General features: G+C 64.0%; 13 protein-coding genes. 3 read left to right on the top strand and 10 right to left on the bottom strand.

Annotated elements, in window-relative coordinates:
- Window positions 1-48: 48 nt before the first annotated feature.
- Together LY284_RS23560 and LY284_RS23555 are read right to left on the bottom strand one after the other, a co-directional pair.
- On the bottom strand, window positions 49-1,428 hold the full coding sequence (locus LY284_RS23560) for an ATP-binding protein (protein WP_233388142.1): 1,380 nt from the start codon (window positions 1,426-1,428) through the stop codon (window positions 49-51).
- Complete coding sequence (locus LY284_RS23555) at window positions 1,425-2,087, bottom strand: response regulator (RefSeq protein ID WP_014251572.1); 663 nt, start codon at window positions 2,085-2,087, stop codon at window positions 1,425-1,427. Before LY284_RS23555 ends, LY284_RS23560 begins: the two co-directional genes overlap by 4 nt.
- A 406-nt stretch (window positions 2,088-2,493) precedes the next feature.
- Between LY284_RS23555 and LY284_RS23550 the strand changes: the two genes are divergently transcribed.
- A complete protein-coding gene (locus LY284_RS23550) occupies window positions 2,494-3,471 on the top strand; it encodes a helix-turn-helix domain-containing GNAT family N-acetyltransferase (protein WP_233388141.1) in 978 nt (325 codons plus the stop codon).
- 4 nt (window positions 3,472-3,475) lie between these two features.
- On the opposite strand, the gene LY284_RS23545 is transcribed toward LY284_RS23550, so the two are convergent.
- The 4 genes from LY284_RS23545 to LY284_RS23530 all read right to left on the bottom strand — a co-directional run bounded on the left by LY284_RS23545 (window position 3,476) and on the right by LY284_RS23530 (window position 8,786).
- Window positions 3,476-4,399, bottom strand: a complete 924-nt coding sequence (locus LY284_RS23545) for a dihydrodipicolinate synthase family protein (protein ID WP_233388140.1) — start codon at window positions 4,397-4,399, stop codon at window positions 3,476-3,478.
- A gap of 13 nt (window positions 4,400-4,412) precedes the next feature.
- Window positions 4,413-6,125 carry an IlvD/Edd family dehydratase gene (locus LY284_RS23540; protein WP_233388139.1) on the bottom strand — a complete coding sequence of 571 codons (1,713 nt, stop codon included), beginning with the start codon at window positions 6,123-6,125 and terminating at the stop codon, window positions 4,413-4,415.
- A 145-nt stretch (window positions 6,126-6,270) separates the two neighbouring features.
- Window positions 6,271-7,587, bottom strand: a complete 1,317-nt coding sequence (locus LY284_RS23535) for an MFS transporter (protein WP_233388138.1) — start codon at window positions 7,585-7,587, stop codon at window positions 6,271-6,273.
- Window positions 7,588-7,604: 17 nt separating this feature from the next.
- Window positions 7,605-8,786, bottom strand: coding sequence for a M20 aminoacylase family protein (locus tag LY284_RS23530; RefSeq protein WP_233388137.1), 1,182 nt, complete (start codon window positions 8,784-8,786; stop codon window positions 7,605-7,607).
- A 132-nt stretch (window positions 8,787-8,918) separates the two neighbouring features.
- On the opposite strand from LY284_RS23530, the gene LY284_RS23525 reads away from it, so the two are divergent.
- Window positions 8,919-9,821: a LysR substrate-binding domain-containing protein gene (locus tag LY284_RS23525; protein ID WP_233388428.1), complete on the top strand. Its 903-nt coding sequence runs from the start codon at window positions 8,919-8,921 to the stop codon at window positions 9,819-9,821.
- Window positions 9,822-9,896: 75 nt separating this feature from the next.
- Here the strand turns inward: LY284_RS23525 and LY284_RS23520 are convergent, their stop codons facing one another.
- A complete protein-coding gene (locus LY284_RS23520; RefSeq protein ID WP_233388136.1) occupies window positions 9,897-10,859 on the bottom strand; it encodes a LysR family transcriptional regulator in 963 nt (320 codons plus the stop codon).
- Between the two features lie 131 nt (window positions 10,860-10,990).
- On the opposite strand from LY284_RS23520, the gene LY284_RS23515 reads away from it, so the two are divergent.
- Window positions 10,991-11,710 (top strand): SDR family NAD(P)-dependent oxidoreductase, encoded by a 720-nt coding sequence (locus tag LY284_RS23515; protein WP_233388135.1) that lies wholly within the window; start codon window positions 10,991-10,993, stop codon window positions 11,708-11,710.
- A gap of 73 nt (window positions 11,711-11,783) precedes the next feature.
- Here the strand turns inward: LY284_RS23515 and LY284_RS23510 are convergent, their stop codons facing one another.
- The 3 genes from LY284_RS23510 to LY284_RS23500 all read right to left on the bottom strand — a co-directional run bounded on the left by LY284_RS23510 (window position 11,784) and on the right by LY284_RS23500 (window position 14,756).
- Window positions 11,784-12,581: an N-acetylmuramidase domain-containing protein gene (locus LY284_RS23510; protein ID WP_077157996.1), complete on the bottom strand. Its 798-nt coding sequence runs from the start codon at window positions 12,579-12,581 to the stop codon at window positions 11,784-11,786.
- 447 nt (window positions 12,582-13,028) lie between these two features.
- A complete protein-coding gene (locus LY284_RS23505; protein ID WP_233388134.1) occupies window positions 13,029-13,586 on the bottom strand; it encodes a sterol desaturase family protein in 558 nt (185 codons plus the stop codon).
- A 651-nt stretch (window positions 13,587-14,237) separates the two neighbouring features.
- Window positions 14,238-14,756, bottom strand: coding sequence for a hypothetical protein (locus LY284_RS23500; RefSeq protein WP_233388133.1), 519 nt, complete (start codon window positions 14,754-14,756; stop codon window positions 14,238-14,240).
- Window positions 14,757-14,841: the final 85 nt, after the last annotated feature.

Raw genomic sequence — 14,841 nt, 5'->3', positions numbered from 1 at the left:
GCATCATCGCGCGTGAAAATATCGACGCCCCGCTTCTTGCGCTTTCATTCACGCATTCATTCCGCTGACGATATCGCTCTCAAGCAAGGACGGCGTCGCCACGCGCAAGCCGCGCACCGAGACGGCGAGGCCGCTCGCGTCCGCGCGGTTCTTCACGTCGAGCGTCGCATGATGCCGTTGCGCGACCCGCAGCGCGATAGCGAGCCCGAGTCCGCTGCCATGCCCCGACGTGCCGCTGCAACGATAGAAGCGGTCGCACACGCGGTCGATCTCGCTCTCCGGAATGCCCGTGCCGGAATCGAGCACGGTCAACGTAATGCCTGGCGTTTCGCGCCGCAAGGTCACGTCGACGCGGCCGCCGGGCGGCGTATGGCGAATCGCGTTGTCGAGCAGATTGTTGACGAGCGCGGCGAACGCGTGCGTGTCGCCCAGGATGGTGAACGCGTCGTCGTCGCTCAGCGCGTGTTCGAGTTCCAGACCGAGATCGATGTGTCGAGCTTCCGCCAGCAGCGAGAAATCGGCGACGCGCATTTCGCAGAGCGCGCGCAGGCTCATCGGCGCGATGGCCTCTTCGGGCGCGGCATCTTCGCGCGCCATGCTGAGCAACTGCTGCGCGAGGTGGATGAGACGGTTCAGGCGGCCGTCGATTTTCGCGATCGTCCCGTGATCGACCTGTAGCGAGCCGTCGCCGATGGCGCCCTGGATTTGCAGCTTCAGCGCGGTGAGCGGCGTGCGTAGCTCGTGCGCCGCATCCGCGACAAAGGTTCGTTGCGCCTGCGACGCGTCGTTCAGGCGCGCGAGCAGACCGTTCAATGCGTCGACGAGCGGGCGCAGTTCGTCCGGCATCGGCTTGGTCAATGCAATGGGTTCGAGCGATTCCGGCGAGCGCGCGGCGAGCGACTGCGACAGCCAGCGCACCGGCGACAGTCCGCGCGCGACGACGACCAGCACGATCACGACGATCGCCGGAATGAGCAGCGCAAGCGGCCAGATGGTGCGCAGCGCGAGCGTCACGGCCATGTCGTCGCGAATGAAATAGGGCTGCGCGACTTGCACGAAACGATCCGGCTGCGTGACGCCGAACGCGCGCCAGCGATAGCCCTCACGATCGGCGGATTGAAAGCCCTCGCCGAAGCGCGGCAACGCCGGCTCACGCGGCGAGTGATAAATGAGGCGGCCCGAGCGGTCCCATATGTCGATGACGAGGCTGTCGTCCGCGATGCCGTGCAGTTCGGGATCGCGTCCCTCTGCGATGCCGTCGGCGGTGATGTTGTGCGGCAGCGAAAGCGCGACCGTGCGCAGTTCGTAGTCGAAAAGCTCGCCCGCCTCCAGCCGCGCAGCGCTGAAAATGCCGATTCCCGCGATCAGACACGCAATGCCGAGGCCGCAGAAGAGCCAGCCGAGCAGCCATCGGCGGATGGATGTCATCCGATCCTCTTCAGTCGATAGCCGACGCCGCGCACGGTCACGATCTCGTCCGCGCCGATCTTGCGCCGCAGGCTGTGCACGTGGACTTCGATCGCATTGCTGCCGACTTCCTCGCCCCAGCCGTACAGCTTTTCTTCGAGCTCGTTGCGGCGGAACACGCGCGACGGCTCTTCGATCAGCGCCTGCAGCAGCGAGAATTCGCGCGGCACGAGATTGAGCACGACGCCGCCCTTGGCCGCTTCGTGCGCGGCGGGATCGAGCGTCAGTTCGCCGTGCGTATAGACGGGATGCTTGTGACCGGTGCGCCGCCGCAGCAGCGCGCGCACGCGGGCGGCGAGCTCGTCCAGATCGAAGGGCTTCATCAGATAGTCGTCCGCGCCGGTATCGAGGCCGCGAATACGGTCGTCGATGGCATCGCGCGCGGTCAGGATCATCACGGGCGCGGCGCCGCCCTTCTTGCGATAGTCCGCGAGCACGTCGATGCCGTCACGCTTGGGCAGCGTCAGGTCCAGCAGCACGAGGTCGTACACGTCGTTGCCGAGCGAAAGCTCCGCGGCCCGGCCGTCCTGCGCCCAGTCCACGGTGTAGCTCGCGCGGCGCAGCGCCGCGAGCACGCTTTCCGCGATCATCTCGTCGTCCTCCACCAGTAACAGGCGCATGCGATTCTCCAGGCTCTGACGCGTCGCCGCCGATTCTCCCGCCCGCATGCTTAACCGCCACTTAAGTCACGCGCGCGACCGCACATTGTCGCCCGGCATCGGCCAAGTGAAGCGCAGGCTTTAAGCATCGCATAAGGTTGGGCCACGCACTATACGTCGAACGCGCCGGCTTGCCGGCGAATCACCGCGCAGCAGCGTGCCACGCGATCGGGCGTGACTCGGAACTCGCCCGATCTCCTTCACCCGGCCTTGAGCCGGGTTCTTTTTTGCCTGTCCATTTTTGCCGGTTTGCCGCAAGGTGAGATTTTGCGGGAGCACGATTTACCGCATCGTTTCGCTTGCAAAAGTTGCGGGGCGCAACTAGTCTACGAGGACATCGTTGCGCTTCGCAACCAACGGAACCGCCATGGACTTCGTCGATACCCCCGTTCAATCCCGCGACAAAACCATCCTCGAGTTACGCGAGTTTTCGCGCAAGCTCGTGCGCGAACTGGGCTTCATGCGCAACACGCTCGCGGACAGCGGCCTCGCGCCTTCCGCGGTGCACGCGATCATCGAGATCGGCGCGACGCCCGGCATCCAGGCGCGCGATATCGCCGCGATTCTGCGGCTCGACAAATCGAACGCGAGCCGCCAGATTGCGCGGCTCGAAGCGGCGGGGCTGCTCACGCGCCAGACTTCGAGCGACGACGCGCGCTCGTCGGAACTTTATCTCACGTCGGCCGGGCAGAAGCTGCGCCGAAAGATCGACAAGTTCGCCACCGACCAGGTCTCCGACGCGCTGCGCCGCATGGTGCCCGAAGATCAGCAGACGCTCGTGCGCTCGCTCGCGCTGTACGCCGATGCGCTCGCGCATGGTCACGATCACCAGCACGAGAAGGCGCGCGCCGCGCATACCGAAAGCGCCTGTATCGTCGAAGGTTATCGGCCGGGATGCATCGGCGATATCGCGAGTCTGCACGCGCGTTTCTATGCGCATCATGCGGGCTTCGGCGTGTTCTTCGAGCGCAAGGTGGCAACGGAACTGGCCGCATTCGCCGAGAAACTGCCGGCGCAAGGCAAGGCGCTGTGGCTCGTCATGGAAGGCGAACGCACGCTCGGCTCGCTCGCAATCGATGGCGATGCCGCGACGCGCGTCGCGCATCTGCGCTGGTTCATCATCGACGATGCATTGCGCGGCAGCGGCGTGGGCCGGCAATTGATGGCGCGCGCAATGGACTTCGTGGACGCGCATTACGACGAGACGTACCTGTGGACCTTCAAGAGTCTCGACGCCGCGCGTCACTTGTACGAGTCGTTCGGCTTCACGCTGACGGACGAAGCCGAAGGCCAGCAATGGGGCAAGGCGGTGACCGAGCAGCGCTTCACGCGCCGCCCGGCCTGACGGTTCAGCGGCGCAAAACGCGCGAGGTTGGACCGAGATGTTGCGCGAAACGCCGCGCGCATTCGAGGCCGAATGACGTCGGGCGCGCGCCGCGATCGTGCGCGACATCGAAGCCCATGCGCCATGCCGCAATGCGCTTGCCGTAACAGGTGAGCGTTTCCAGCGATTGCATCACGAAGACGATCTCCGGCAGCACTTCGGCATACAGCGATTCGGCGTCATGCTCGTGGCCTTCAGCGAACGCTTCGTGGATCGCCACCTGACGATCGAACGCATCCGGCGCGACGATCAGGCCATCGCAACCCGCGCGCAGGTTGTCGATGAGTTCCTGGCCGCCTCGCCCGTTGAACACGGCGAGCGTCTGTTCGAGCGCGCGCAGGCGCTCGATGGTCGCGCGTATCGTCACGGCCGGGCCTTCGCCTTTGAGCAGGCGAAAGTTGGGCCGCTCGGCGGCGAGCGCGGCGATCGATTCCGCCGACAAACCCACGCCGAGATATTCGGGCGCGTTCTGCAGGCCTGCGCTCGCGCCGGTTCGTTCGAGCACCGAGGCGAAGAAGTCGTAGTAGAACGCCTCGGGCTCGCCGCGCTTGGACGGCGGCTGAAGAATGAGCCACGACGCGCCGCGTTCGAGCGCGTAATCGGCAAGCGCGACCTGACGCTCCACGCTATCGCCCGTGATGGTGACGGCAAGCGGCACGCGCCCCGCGATATGCGCGGCGCAATCGTCGATCATCGTGCGCTTTTCGTCTTCCGACAGGCGATTCACTTCCGTCGCAAGCCCGAGCGTGACGATGGCGGGCGCGCCCGCCGCGATGGTGGCGTCGATCTGCTTGCGCGTGGCGTCGCTGTCGATGCGGTTCAGCGCGTCGAAGAACGCATAGAGAACCGGCCACATGCCCGGCGGCGGCGCTTGATGCTGGTCTGTCATGAATCGCCTCCGATCAATGCGAGTCGCGCGGCACCGGCGCGCCGCTCGATCCGACGAGGAAGTCCAGATCCGCGCCCTGATCCGCCTGCAGTACGTGCTCGACATACAGGCGGTAATAGCCGCGCTTCGGCAACTCGGGCGCTTGCCACGCGGCGCGGCGTCGTTCGAGTTCCTCGTCCGATACGTCGAGATGCAGGCGACGCGCCTCGACATCGAGCTCGATCATGTCGCCTGTCTGCACGAGCGCGAGCGGGCCGCCCGCCGCCGCTTCCGGCGACACATGCAGCACGACCGCGCCGTAGGCCGTGCCGCTCATGCGGCCATCGGAGATGCGGACCATGTCCGTGATGCCCTTCTGAAGCACTTTTTTCGGCAGCGGCATGTTGCCGACTTCCGCGAAACCCGGATAGCCCTTCGGCCCCGCGCCCTTCAACACCATGATGCAGTGCTCGTCGATATCGAGCGAATCGTCGTCGACCTTGGCGTGCAGGTCTTCGACGTTCTCGAACACGACCGCGCGCCCGCGATGCTTCAAAAGCGAAGCCGTCGCCGCCGATGGCTTGATGACGGCTCCGTTCGGCGCGAGATTGCCCTTCAGCACCGCGATGCCCGCATGCGGCTTGAATGGCTGCGCGAAGGTGGTGATGACTTTCTCGTCGTAGTTCGGCGCCTCGCTCACGTTCTCCCAGATCGAGCGGCCGTTCACCGTGAGCGCATCGCGATGCAAAAGCCCTTGTTCGCCGAGCTGACGCAACACCGCGGGCAGCCCGCCCGCGTAATAGAAGTCTTCCATCAGGTACTCGCCCGATGGTTGCAGATTGACGAGGCATGGCACGTTGCTGCCGAGTTCCCAGTCCTCCAACGTCAGTTCCACGCCGATGCGCTTGGCGAGCGCGATCAGATGCACGACCGCATTCGTCGATCCGCCGATAGCCGCGTTGGTGCGGATCGCGTTTTCGAAAGCCTCGCGCGTGAGGATCTTGTCCATCGTGACATCGTCTTTGACCATATCGACGATGCGCCTCCCCGCCATATGGGCAAGCACCTGACGGCGCGCATCGACGGCGGGAATCGCGGCATTTTGCGGCAAGCCCATGCCGAGCGATTCGACCATCGAGGCCATCGTGGAGGCCGTGCCCATCGTCATGCAATGGCCGCGCGAGCGGTTCATGCACGACTCGGCCTCGACGAATTCTTCCTGCGTCATCGTGCCCGCGCGCACTTCCTCCGACATCTGCCACACGCCCGTGCCCGAGCCGATCGTGCCGCCGCGAAAGCGGCCGTTCAGCATCGCGCCGCCCGACACGGCGAGCGCGGGCAGATTGCACGATGCCGCGCCCATCAGCAACGCGGGCGTGGTCTTGTCGCAGCCGACGAGAAGAATGACGCCATCGATAGGATTGCCGCGTATCGACTCTTCGACATCCATCGACGCGAGATTGCGGAACAGCATGGCGGTGGGCCGCAGATTGGATTCGCCGAGCGACATCACCGGGAATTCGAGCGGCAGGCCGCCCGCTTCGCGCACGCCGCGCTTCACGTATTCCGCGAGCTCGCGGAAATGCGCGTTGCACGGCGTGAGTTCGGACCACGTATTGCAGATGCCGATGACCGGGCGGCCATCGAAGTTATCGTGAGGAATGCCCTGGTTTTTCATCCACGAGCGATGAATGAAGGCGTCTTTGTCCTTGCCGCCGAACCAGCTTTGAGAGCGTAGCTTGCGCATGAATGTCCCCTTTTTGATGCGCGTTCGTCATATTGTGGGATCCAGAGAAAAAGGCCGCGAGCGCGGCCTTGTTTCAATGCCGGACCTGTCGAGTTATACACCCCGCTCGCAGGCCCGGCGCGCTTTCTATCGCAAGATTTGACGATCAGTCGAGTGATTCCCTCGACCGTTCACGCATGCACGCGACCGCGATCACCGAGAGCGTGCCGCAGCCGATCACGTACCATGCGGGCGCCATCGCGCTCTGCGTGATGACGATGAGCGAGGTCACGAAAAACTGTGCGAAGCCGCCGAAGATCGCGACGCCCAGGCTGTAGACAATGGCCGCGCCCGTCGCACGCACCGATCGCGGAAAGAGCTCGCCGAGCATCGCGCCGGTCGGCCCGACATTGAGCGAATGCACGATCGACAACGCCGTGACGACCGCGAGCAGCGTTCCCGTGGTCGGCGACTGGTTCAGCAGCGCGAACGCCGGCCAGATCGCGAGCATGAGCAGAACGCGCGTCGTCTGCGCGAGCTTGTTGCGGCCGATGCGATCCGACAGATAGCCGCCGATCGGCGCGACGACGAAGAGGATCGCGCCCGACACGCAGCCCGAGAGCATCGCGGTCCAGCTCGGCAAGCCAAGCTGCTTCACGCCGTAGATCGACAGATAGAACACGATGATGAAATGCGCCGACGTGCCGCCGATCGTCAGTCCGAGCCCGTTGAGCACGGCGCGGCCATGCTCGCGCAACACCGTGACGAGGGGAATCTTCGGGGCTTTCGGTTGCGCCGCGACGCTTTCGCGCGGCGCTTCTTCCATCGTGCGCCGCAGCCACCAGCCGACCGGCACGATCGCGGTGCCGATGATGAATGGCACGCGCCATCCCCAGCTTTCGAGTTGCGCCGCGCTCAGCGATGCGGTGAGCGCGACGCCCGTCAATGCGCCCGCGAGCGCAGACAAGCCCTGGCTCGCGAACTGCCACGAGGCGTAGAAGCCGCGCCGGTTCGCGGGCGCCTGTTCGAGCAGCAGCGTCGTCGATGCGCCCACCTCGCCGCCCGCCGAAAAGCCCTGGATCAAACGCGCGATCACGAGGATGACGGGACCCGCGACGCCCGCCTGAGCGTAGGTCGGCGCGACGGCGATCATCGCGGTGCCGAGCGCCATCAGGCCGAGCGTGAGCAGCATCGCCTTCTTGCGGCCGGCGCGGTCGGCGTACATGCCGATCAGCAGGCCGCCGATGGGACGCGTGAAGAATCCGACGCCGAAGCTCGCCACCGCGAGCAGCAACTGGCCGACCGGATCGTGCACCGGAAAGAACAGCTTGCCGATGACGAGCGCGAAGAACGCATAGACCGTGAAGTCGTAGAACTCCAGCGCGTTGCCGACCGCCGCCGCCATCACGAGCCGCGTGCGCGCTGCGCGGCTTGTATGCGTCGATGCATTCGCCGGCGCGCTGGCGAAGGTGGGTGCGTTCATGATGTGCTCCGAGGGAATCAGTCGGCGAGCCAGGCTTCGGCCAGGCGCACCCAGTAGCTCGCGCCGATGGCGAGGATGTCGTCGTTGAAGTCGTAGCCGGGGTTGTGAACCATGCAGCCGCCCTTCGAGCCGACGCCGTTGCCGATCCACGCATACGTGCCCGGACACGCTTCGAGCATGAACGCGAAGTCCTCGCTGCCCATCAATGGCTTGGCGGCCGGCTCGACGCGCTGCGCGCCGAGCATCTTCACGGCGACATCGGTGGCGAAGGCCGTCGGTTCGGCGTGATTCACGAGCACGGGATAGCCGAGTTCGTAATCGATCTCGGCCGTGCAGCCGTAAGCGAGCGCCTGCGCGTTCGCGAGCGCGGTGATGCGCGCCTGCAGGAGTTCGCGCACGCCCGCGTCGAGGGCGCGCACGGAGAGCTTCATCAGCGCGGTTTCGGGAATCACGTTGCACGCCTCGCCCGCCTGCACGCTGCCGACGGTGACGACCGCGGGCTTTTGCGCATCCACTTCGCGCGCGACGATGCTGTTGAGGCCGAGCATGATCGATGCGACCGCGGGCATCGGATCGCGTGCGACGTGCGGCATGGCGCCGTGCCCGCCGACGCCGCGCACCGTGATGTTCACGCGGTCCGACGACGCCATGCCCGGCCCCGGCGTGAAGAACATGTCGCCCGCGGGCAGACCGGGCATGTTGTGCAGGCCGAACACGGCATCGCACGGGAATTGCTCGAAGAGGCCGTCTTCGATCATCGCGCGCGCGCCCGCCTCGCCTTCCTCGGCGGGCTGGAAGATCACGATGAGCGTGCCCGAGAACTGCCGGCTTTCGGCAAGATAACGCGCGGCGCACAGCAGCATCGCGGTGTGGCCGTCGTGGCCGCATGCGTGCATCGTGCGGGCGTGGGTGCTCGCGTACGGCAGACCGGTGGTTTCCTCGATCGGCAAGGCGTCCATGTCCGCGCGCAGGCCGATGCGCTTGCCGCCCTCGCCCGCCTTCAGCACGCCGACGACGCCCGTCTTGCCGAGCCCTCGATGCACTTCGTAGCCCCACTGCGCGAGCGATTGCGCGACGAGATCGCTCGTCTGCGTTTCTTCGAACGCCATTTCGGGATGCGCGTGAATGCGCCGCCGGACATCGACGAATTCGGCCGCGATGGCGGCAATGCCTGGAACGACGGGCTCGACTGACAACATGTGACACTCCTTGCTCGATGCGTTTTCAAGTGTCCCAAGGATATAAAGCCGAAACGCAAACCAAAAGACTGTAAATTTATTGCGTGATGACCGATGGTTGTCGGCAATAACCCTAGGATGTCCCTGATGAGCATGAAGTACCACCAGCTCCGTGCGTTTCTCACGACCGCCGAGCAAGGCAGCATCCGCGCGGCCGCGCGCAGCCTGCACCTGTCGCAGGCCGCGCTGACGAAAGCGATCAAGGAGCTGGAGCAGGATCTCGGCGTGCCGCTCGTTTTGCGCACCGCGCGCGGGGTGCAACTGACCGCGTTCGGGCAACAGTTGCGCGTGCGGGCGCATTTGATCGTGAGCGAGATGCGGCGCGCCGAGGACGACATCGCGCAGATGAAAGGTGCCGGCGCGGGCAGCGTGAGCGCGGCCGTTACGCCGACCGCGGCGTTATCGATATTGCCGCAGGCGTACCGTGCGTTTCGCCGGCAGATGCCGAATGCGCGCGTGAGTTTCATCGAAGGCTTCCCGGGCGTGGCGATGCCGCGCCTGCGCGATGGCTCGCTCGATTTCGTGGTCGCGGTCGTCGTGCCCGAGCATCTCGCGCCGGAGTTCGATCACATCGAGTTGTACGAAAGCCGCTCGGCGATCGTTGGGCGCGCGGATCATCCGCTGAGGCATTGCACGTCGCTTGCGGAGTTATCGGAGGCGGAATGGCTGTTGAATCCGTCGCCGGAAAGCTCGACGCAGGCGCTACTGGATTCGTATGCGGAGCGCGGGCTCGCGGTCCCGGGGCGCGTGATCGAGTGTCCGAGCTTCATCATCGCGCATGGGTTGTTGCGTGGCTCGGATGCGCTGGCTGCGATGCCGGCCGCGCTGCTCGACCATCCGTGGGTCGGCGAAGGACTCGCGATCTTCCCCATTGCCGATGCGTTGCCGGCGGTGTCGGTTCGCGTCGTGACGCGCCGGGACAGTCCGTTGACGCCCGCCGCCGCGTTGTTGCTGGAGTGTCTGCAGCATGCGGCGCGGATGTTGGATGCGGCGTGAACTGATTGCGGTCATTCACACAGCCAATCGCAGGAGAGCAACGACGCGTCAAAAGATGAGGCGTGTGCGACCGGACTAGCGATTGGATCGCAATGAATCTTCCGGGTTCGGATCTCGCGGATAGGCCGCCTGGCACATCTCCAGCACCTCGGCGCGAAGCCACCGATGGCCCGGATCCTGGTCCAGGCGAGGATGCCAAATCGCCGAGACGTTGAAAGCGGGTGTGAGAACCGGCAGCTCGAAGTATTGAAGCCCGTTGGCCGCGGCGTGGTCGGGTGTGAACGGGTTGCCGAGACAGGAATGCGGGATGGTGGTGAGCAAGTCTGAGTAACGGGCTAGTTGCATGGCGCTGGTGTAGGACGGCACCACCATCATCACCTTCCGCCGCAGGCCCAGTGCTTCGAGGGCCGCGTCCACCGTGCTAACCGCATCCTTGACCCGCGAAGTCGCCACATGGCCGCACGAAGTCCAGTGCTCGACGCTGAAACCTATGGCGCCCATAAGCGGATGCCCAAGTCGGCACACGCCCACGTAGCGGTCGCGAAAGAGCAGGCGCGTCCGGATCTCGGGGGCCTTGGTCCCGACGATACCGATCTCGAGATCAACCATGCCTTCGCGCAGTGGCTGAGCGTCCCAGTCTGGCTTGGGCGTAAAGCAAAGCTGCACGCCGGGGGCTGCGCGTTGGATCCTGTTCATCAAGGGCACACCGAGCAGGTCGATAAAGCCTTCTCCCGCTCGCAGGGTGAAGCGTTGCTCGAGGGTGGCGGCGTCGAACCCGTGGTCTGCAGGGCTGAGTAACGCTTGCGCTTCGCGCGTCAGCGAAGGGAGGCGCTGGCTCAACTGCTCCGCGTAGGGCGTGAGAACCAGCGTGCGGCCGGCCTGCAGCAGTAGGCGATCGCCAGTGGCCGTACGCAGACGCGTGAGCGTGCGACTCATGGCGGAGACGCTGAGGTTCAGGCGCCGGGCCGCTCCCGTAATGCTGCGTTCGGCCAGCAGCGCATCCAGGGCCGTCAGGAGATTGAGGTCGACGCGTGACATCGCTCGAGCATAGCGGAAAGGCGGCTAGGTGTGGCGTTCGGTGCAATGATGGATTGCAGGCAGGGCGTCTGGTGCAAAGCTGGAGTGGTCCCCAGAATGACTAACATCACACCGACGAAGAAGGAACGCTCATGCCCCACGCGCCAAACCCCACTCACACGCCCACGATTCTGCTCATCGGCGCCTCGCGCGGACTTGGCCATGCCATGGCGGCTGAGTTTCTGAGGAAGGGATGGCGCGTCACGAGTACCGTGCGCGCCGGCAGCGGCCGGACCCCGCTGCATGCGCTAGCCGAGGAGCATGGGGACAAGGTCGAAATCGAGACTCTGGACATCACCCGCCCCGATGAGATCCGGGCCCTGCACGAGCGCTTGTCCGACCGGACGTTCGACATTCTGTTCGTCAATGCTGGTACCACCAATCCGGATCCAACCCAAACTATCGGCGAGGTGTCGACCGACGATTACGTGAGCCTCATGATCACCAATGCACTCAGCCCGATGCGGGTGGTGGAACGCCTGTGCGATCTTGTTCCGCCCACGGGCCTGATCGGGGTCATGTCGTCCGGACAAGGCAGCATTGCCGACAACGAGTCCGGCCAGCGAGAGGTCTACCGTGGCAGCAAGGCGGCACTGAATCAGTTCATGCGCTGCTTTGCCGCGCGACAGGCTCAAACGCCCCGCGCCATGTTGCTAATGGCACCGGGTTGGGTGCGCACCGAACTGGGCGGGCCAGATGGGAAACTGTCGATCGAGGAAAGCGTTCCCGGGGTCGTGAATGTGCTGCTGGCCAAGCAAGGGCGACCGGGCTTGGAATACCTCGATTACCGCGGACTGACCGTGCGGTGGTGACCGGGATGCGCCGGTGTGCGTGGGCGAATCCTCGGCGGGCGGCGACATCGGCCAGCGCTCGCTCGCGGTTGCCTCAATGAAGCGCGCGCTTTTCCTGCGCCGCCTGCCTAAGCAGACCGAGCAGATCCGGATCGATGCCGTCCGTGAGCGGCAAGCCACGCTGCGTCTGGAATGCGTTCAGCGCGGAGCGGGTGAACCTGCCCATCACGCCATCGATGGCGCCGGGCGCGAGCCCGAGATACGTCAGATACACCTGGGCCGCACGCAGCACGAGGTCCGGCGTGCCGCCCGAGGCGAACTTGCTGTATGCGCCCGCAAGCCGCACGTCGTAGTTGTTGGCGCGATAGCTCGGGCCGTTGTAGCTTCTCGCGAACGTGGCCCAGTCGTGTTGACGCAGCGCTTTGTGCCATCCGTTCCCGGCCATCGTATGCGCCGTCGCGAGCAATTGGTCGTCTTCCGACCGGGTCATCGCGGCGATCATGGCCTGCACGCTGGCGTATCCAGCCGTGGAGAAGTTGAATCCCATCACCTGCCCGAGGCCCCATGACGCGCTCTTGAGCGCGGCAGTCTCGTCGAGCGCCTGGGCCTCTGCGAGACGCTCGTACTGATGCGCGCCGCCTTCCCCATAGCCGCCCGACGAAGGTGCACTGACCTCGGGATGCGTCGCGTCGAAGCGGCCGTTCGTCTGATCGTGAAACTTGTGACGCTCGAACAGGATCGCGGGCCGTCCGTCCGGCAGAAAGCCGCACGCGCGGGTCTCAACCGCCAGCACGGCCCACAGTTCCGGCGCCTTGAGCCCGAGCGTTTCCAGCGCGGTCCCGACACCTTCTTCGTCCAGGGGTGCGGCGTCGCCGCTGAATGGGATCGTCATCGTGGTCACCTTCGTATCGGTTGATGGGCGCAGCGCCTGCCAGCGCGCTATCCGGATGTCACGCGTCCGCGCGTCGCGATGCAAGTCGGGTAGATCGTCCCGGACGCATTGAAAGGACGAACGCGGGTGGCTTCGTTTGAACGCATCATGTTCTGTCATTCGCTCATGAACGGCGTGAAAGCGAATGCCTAAGTGGCACACGGGCGGACCGTCGTCATTGAGCCCAACGATACGTTTGAAGAATGCGCTTCAGTCGTGACTGCTGCGCTGCTGAGGAAATCGATGAGTCCGCGACGGTTGTGGCGCGTGACAGAGGGCATCAAGCAGACGTCGGCGATGGGCGAGCAGGCCTGGGGATGCTCCGCGAATTTGGATCGCGCCGCTTCCGGAGAGTCCGGATATGCTGGGCCCGGAAGTTCGCTACGTGAAAACGCCGTCGCAACGCCTTCACACGCGGTTCTTCGACATCAGCTCGCGGTCGCGTTCGTTCGGCGCTCTGTACGTGCCAAACAGCAGATCGGCGAGCGGAAAGACGAGGTTGTAGTTCACTTGTCGATACCGGTGATGCATCCAATGATTGCGCGCGAGCCACTGATACGCATACCACTTCCTGAAGAACGCATCGCTCGGAATGTGCATTTGTCTATGAGCGGCGAACCAGATGATGTGATGAAGCGCCAGCACCACTGAAAAAACCAAGGCCAGAATGTGATCCAGTTGAAAAAGCGCCGCGACGAATGGCACCGCGAGCACCGCGGTAAAGATGAAGTCGGGATCTACGCTGATATAGCGTCCTCGCGGATCAGGTTCGTGATCGAACTGCTGGTAATAAAGGTTGTGATGCAGGACGGCATGTTTGTAGTGTGTCGATTTGATAAAGCCGCTCCACGCCGTGACGCGGTTTCTCCTGTGCATGAAATACCTATGGAGAAGCCATTCGAGCACGGAGAGGAACACGTAGCTGAACGCGGTGGAAAGCGCGATATCGATAGACGTCGGGATCATTTTGTTCAGGCGAACACGTGGCGAATGAGGAAAGGGACCGTCGGGCAACACCAACGCGCTGACGCTCATCGATTGTTTCCGGAGCGGGCAATCGACATCTCTCTGCAGTCAATCCAAATAAATACGATAGGGGCGCCAATTGCAAGCGCGAGTGCGGACCACGCCACATAGCACGAAATCAGCGCCGAAGGTCGAACCAGGCAATGTGCATGACGGTTGCGCGCGCATTCCATTGAGATCGATTCTGACTTCGGCGAATGTAACCGCACTTGCGTCGCACCAGCTTGTAGAGGCCGGTATTGTCGAAATGCCCTCTATCCGAAAGCTGAAGTCGTGCCATGCGATGCCGGGCGGCGAAGGGTGTTAGATCCTTCCTCATTCAAGCGTCCGGTGCTCGATAGTATTACAAGCAACCGCCAATCCCGCATGAGCGCCGAAAGTCGACAGTTTTATTTTGGCTTCCTAATCACACATCAGGAGACAGAGTAGGTTTCGTCGGATTTTGGCTCCCTCTTCGGAAGATCCAGCGTGCCCACCGTGATTAGGCCCCAGACAGCCACTTCATGCAGTGAAAAGAAACGTCGCTACATCATTGTCGCTGGAGCGAGGTCCTCGAAAAGTCGACACTCTATCGTCCCGCCACAGGATCGCTTAGAACCTCACTTTAAGCATGAAACCCAGCGTGAACGGCAGATCGCTTGAAGGAATCGGCGGAATCAGGATGATGTTCGCGCCCACGCGCTTGTAATCGAGCATGATGAGCGGCGCGGCCACGGGCCCGACCGTATGGTTATGACCGATGCCGTAACTGCCGTAGTCGTAACCGGAAATGAGACCGGCCATCACGGCAAGCCTGATGTGATTCCAGTGCAGGAAGTCCGGCCCCCAGACGCCGCCGCCATAAAAGGAAGGCTTCGACAACGAGTTGCGAAAGTACCCACCGGTTACCGCCCATTGCGGCGCGACCCAGCACTCCAGTCCGATACCGGGATTGAACTCCTCGAAGTCCTTCTCCGGATGAACGTGATGCGAGGCGATCATCGCATCGACCCAAAGACCATCGTCGCACCAGCCCGCGTGCGCGGCAGGCGTCCACGCCGATGCGGCCAGCGCGACAGCCGTCAGAAAGCCGGCACGAGAGGTTCGGAAGCGGAGCGGCCAAATGCGCATGTGTTCTCCGCCATCGCACATGAGCGACGACGCCTTATTTTTGAGATGGTGGTCGAGGCGAACTCTACCTGATCGCGCCATTTTC

The sequence above is a fragment of the Caballeronia sp. PC1 genome (assembly GCF_021353155.1).
Classification (GTDB): domain Bacteria; phylum Pseudomonadota; class Gammaproteobacteria; order Burkholderiales; family Burkholderiaceae; genus Caballeronia; species Caballeronia cordobensis.
This window is presented reverse-complemented; position numbering and strand designations above follow the sequence as displayed.

What these genes read in the sequence shown, in the direction of transcription:
- LY284_RS23530 (WP_233388137.1), bottom strand. Translation starts at nt 8,786, where the DNA reads ATGTTGTCAGTCGAGCCCGTCGTTCCAGGCATTGCCGCCATCGCGGCC.
- LY284_RS23505 (WP_233388134.1), bottom strand. Translation starts at nt 13,586, where the DNA reads ATGATCCCGACGTCTATCGATATCGCGCTTTCCACCGCGTTCAGCTAC.
- LY284_RS23560 (WP_233388142.1), bottom strand. Translation starts at nt 1,428, where the DNA reads ATGACATCCATCCGCCGATGGCTGCTCGGCTGGCTCTTCTGCGGCCTC.
- LY284_RS23555 (WP_014251572.1), bottom strand. Translation starts at nt 2,087, where the DNA reads ATGCGCCTGTTACTGGTGGAGGACGACGAGATGATCGCGGAAAGCGTG.
- LY284_RS23515 (WP_233388135.1), top strand. Translation starts at nt 10,991, where the DNA reads ATGCCCCACGCGCCAAACCCCACTCACACGCCCACGATTCTGCTCATC.
- LY284_RS23535 (WP_233388138.1), bottom strand. Translation starts at nt 7,587, where the DNA reads ATGAACGCACCCACCTTCGCCAGCGCGCCGGCGAATGCATCGACGCAT.
- LY284_RS23520 (WP_233388136.1), bottom strand. Translation starts at nt 10,859, where the DNA reads ATGTCACGCGTCGACCTCAATCTCCTGACGGCCCTGGATGCGCTGCTG.
- LY284_RS23550 (WP_233388141.1), top strand. Translation starts at nt 2,494, where the DNA reads ATGGACTTCGTCGATACCCCCGTTCAATCCCGCGACAAAACCATCCTC.
- LY284_RS23525 (WP_233388428.1), top strand. Translation starts at nt 8,919, where the DNA reads ATGAAGTACCACCAGCTCCGTGCGTTTCTCACGACCGCCGAGCAAGGC.
- LY284_RS23545 (WP_233388140.1), bottom strand. Translation starts at nt 4,399, where the DNA reads ATGACAGACCAGCATCAAGCGCCGCCGCCGGGCATGTGGCCGGTTCTC.
- LY284_RS23500 (WP_233388133.1), bottom strand. Translation starts at nt 14,756, where the DNA reads ATGCGCATTTGGCCGCTCCGCTTCCGAACCTCTCGTGCCGGCTTTCTG.
- LY284_RS23510 (WP_077157996.1), bottom strand. Translation starts at nt 12,581, where the DNA reads ATGACGATCCCATTCAGCGGCGACGCCGCACCCCTGGACGAAGAAGGT.
- LY284_RS23540 (WP_233388139.1), bottom strand. Translation starts at nt 6,125, where the DNA reads ATGCGCAAGCTACGCTCTCAAAGCTGGTTCGGCGGCAAGGACAAAGAC.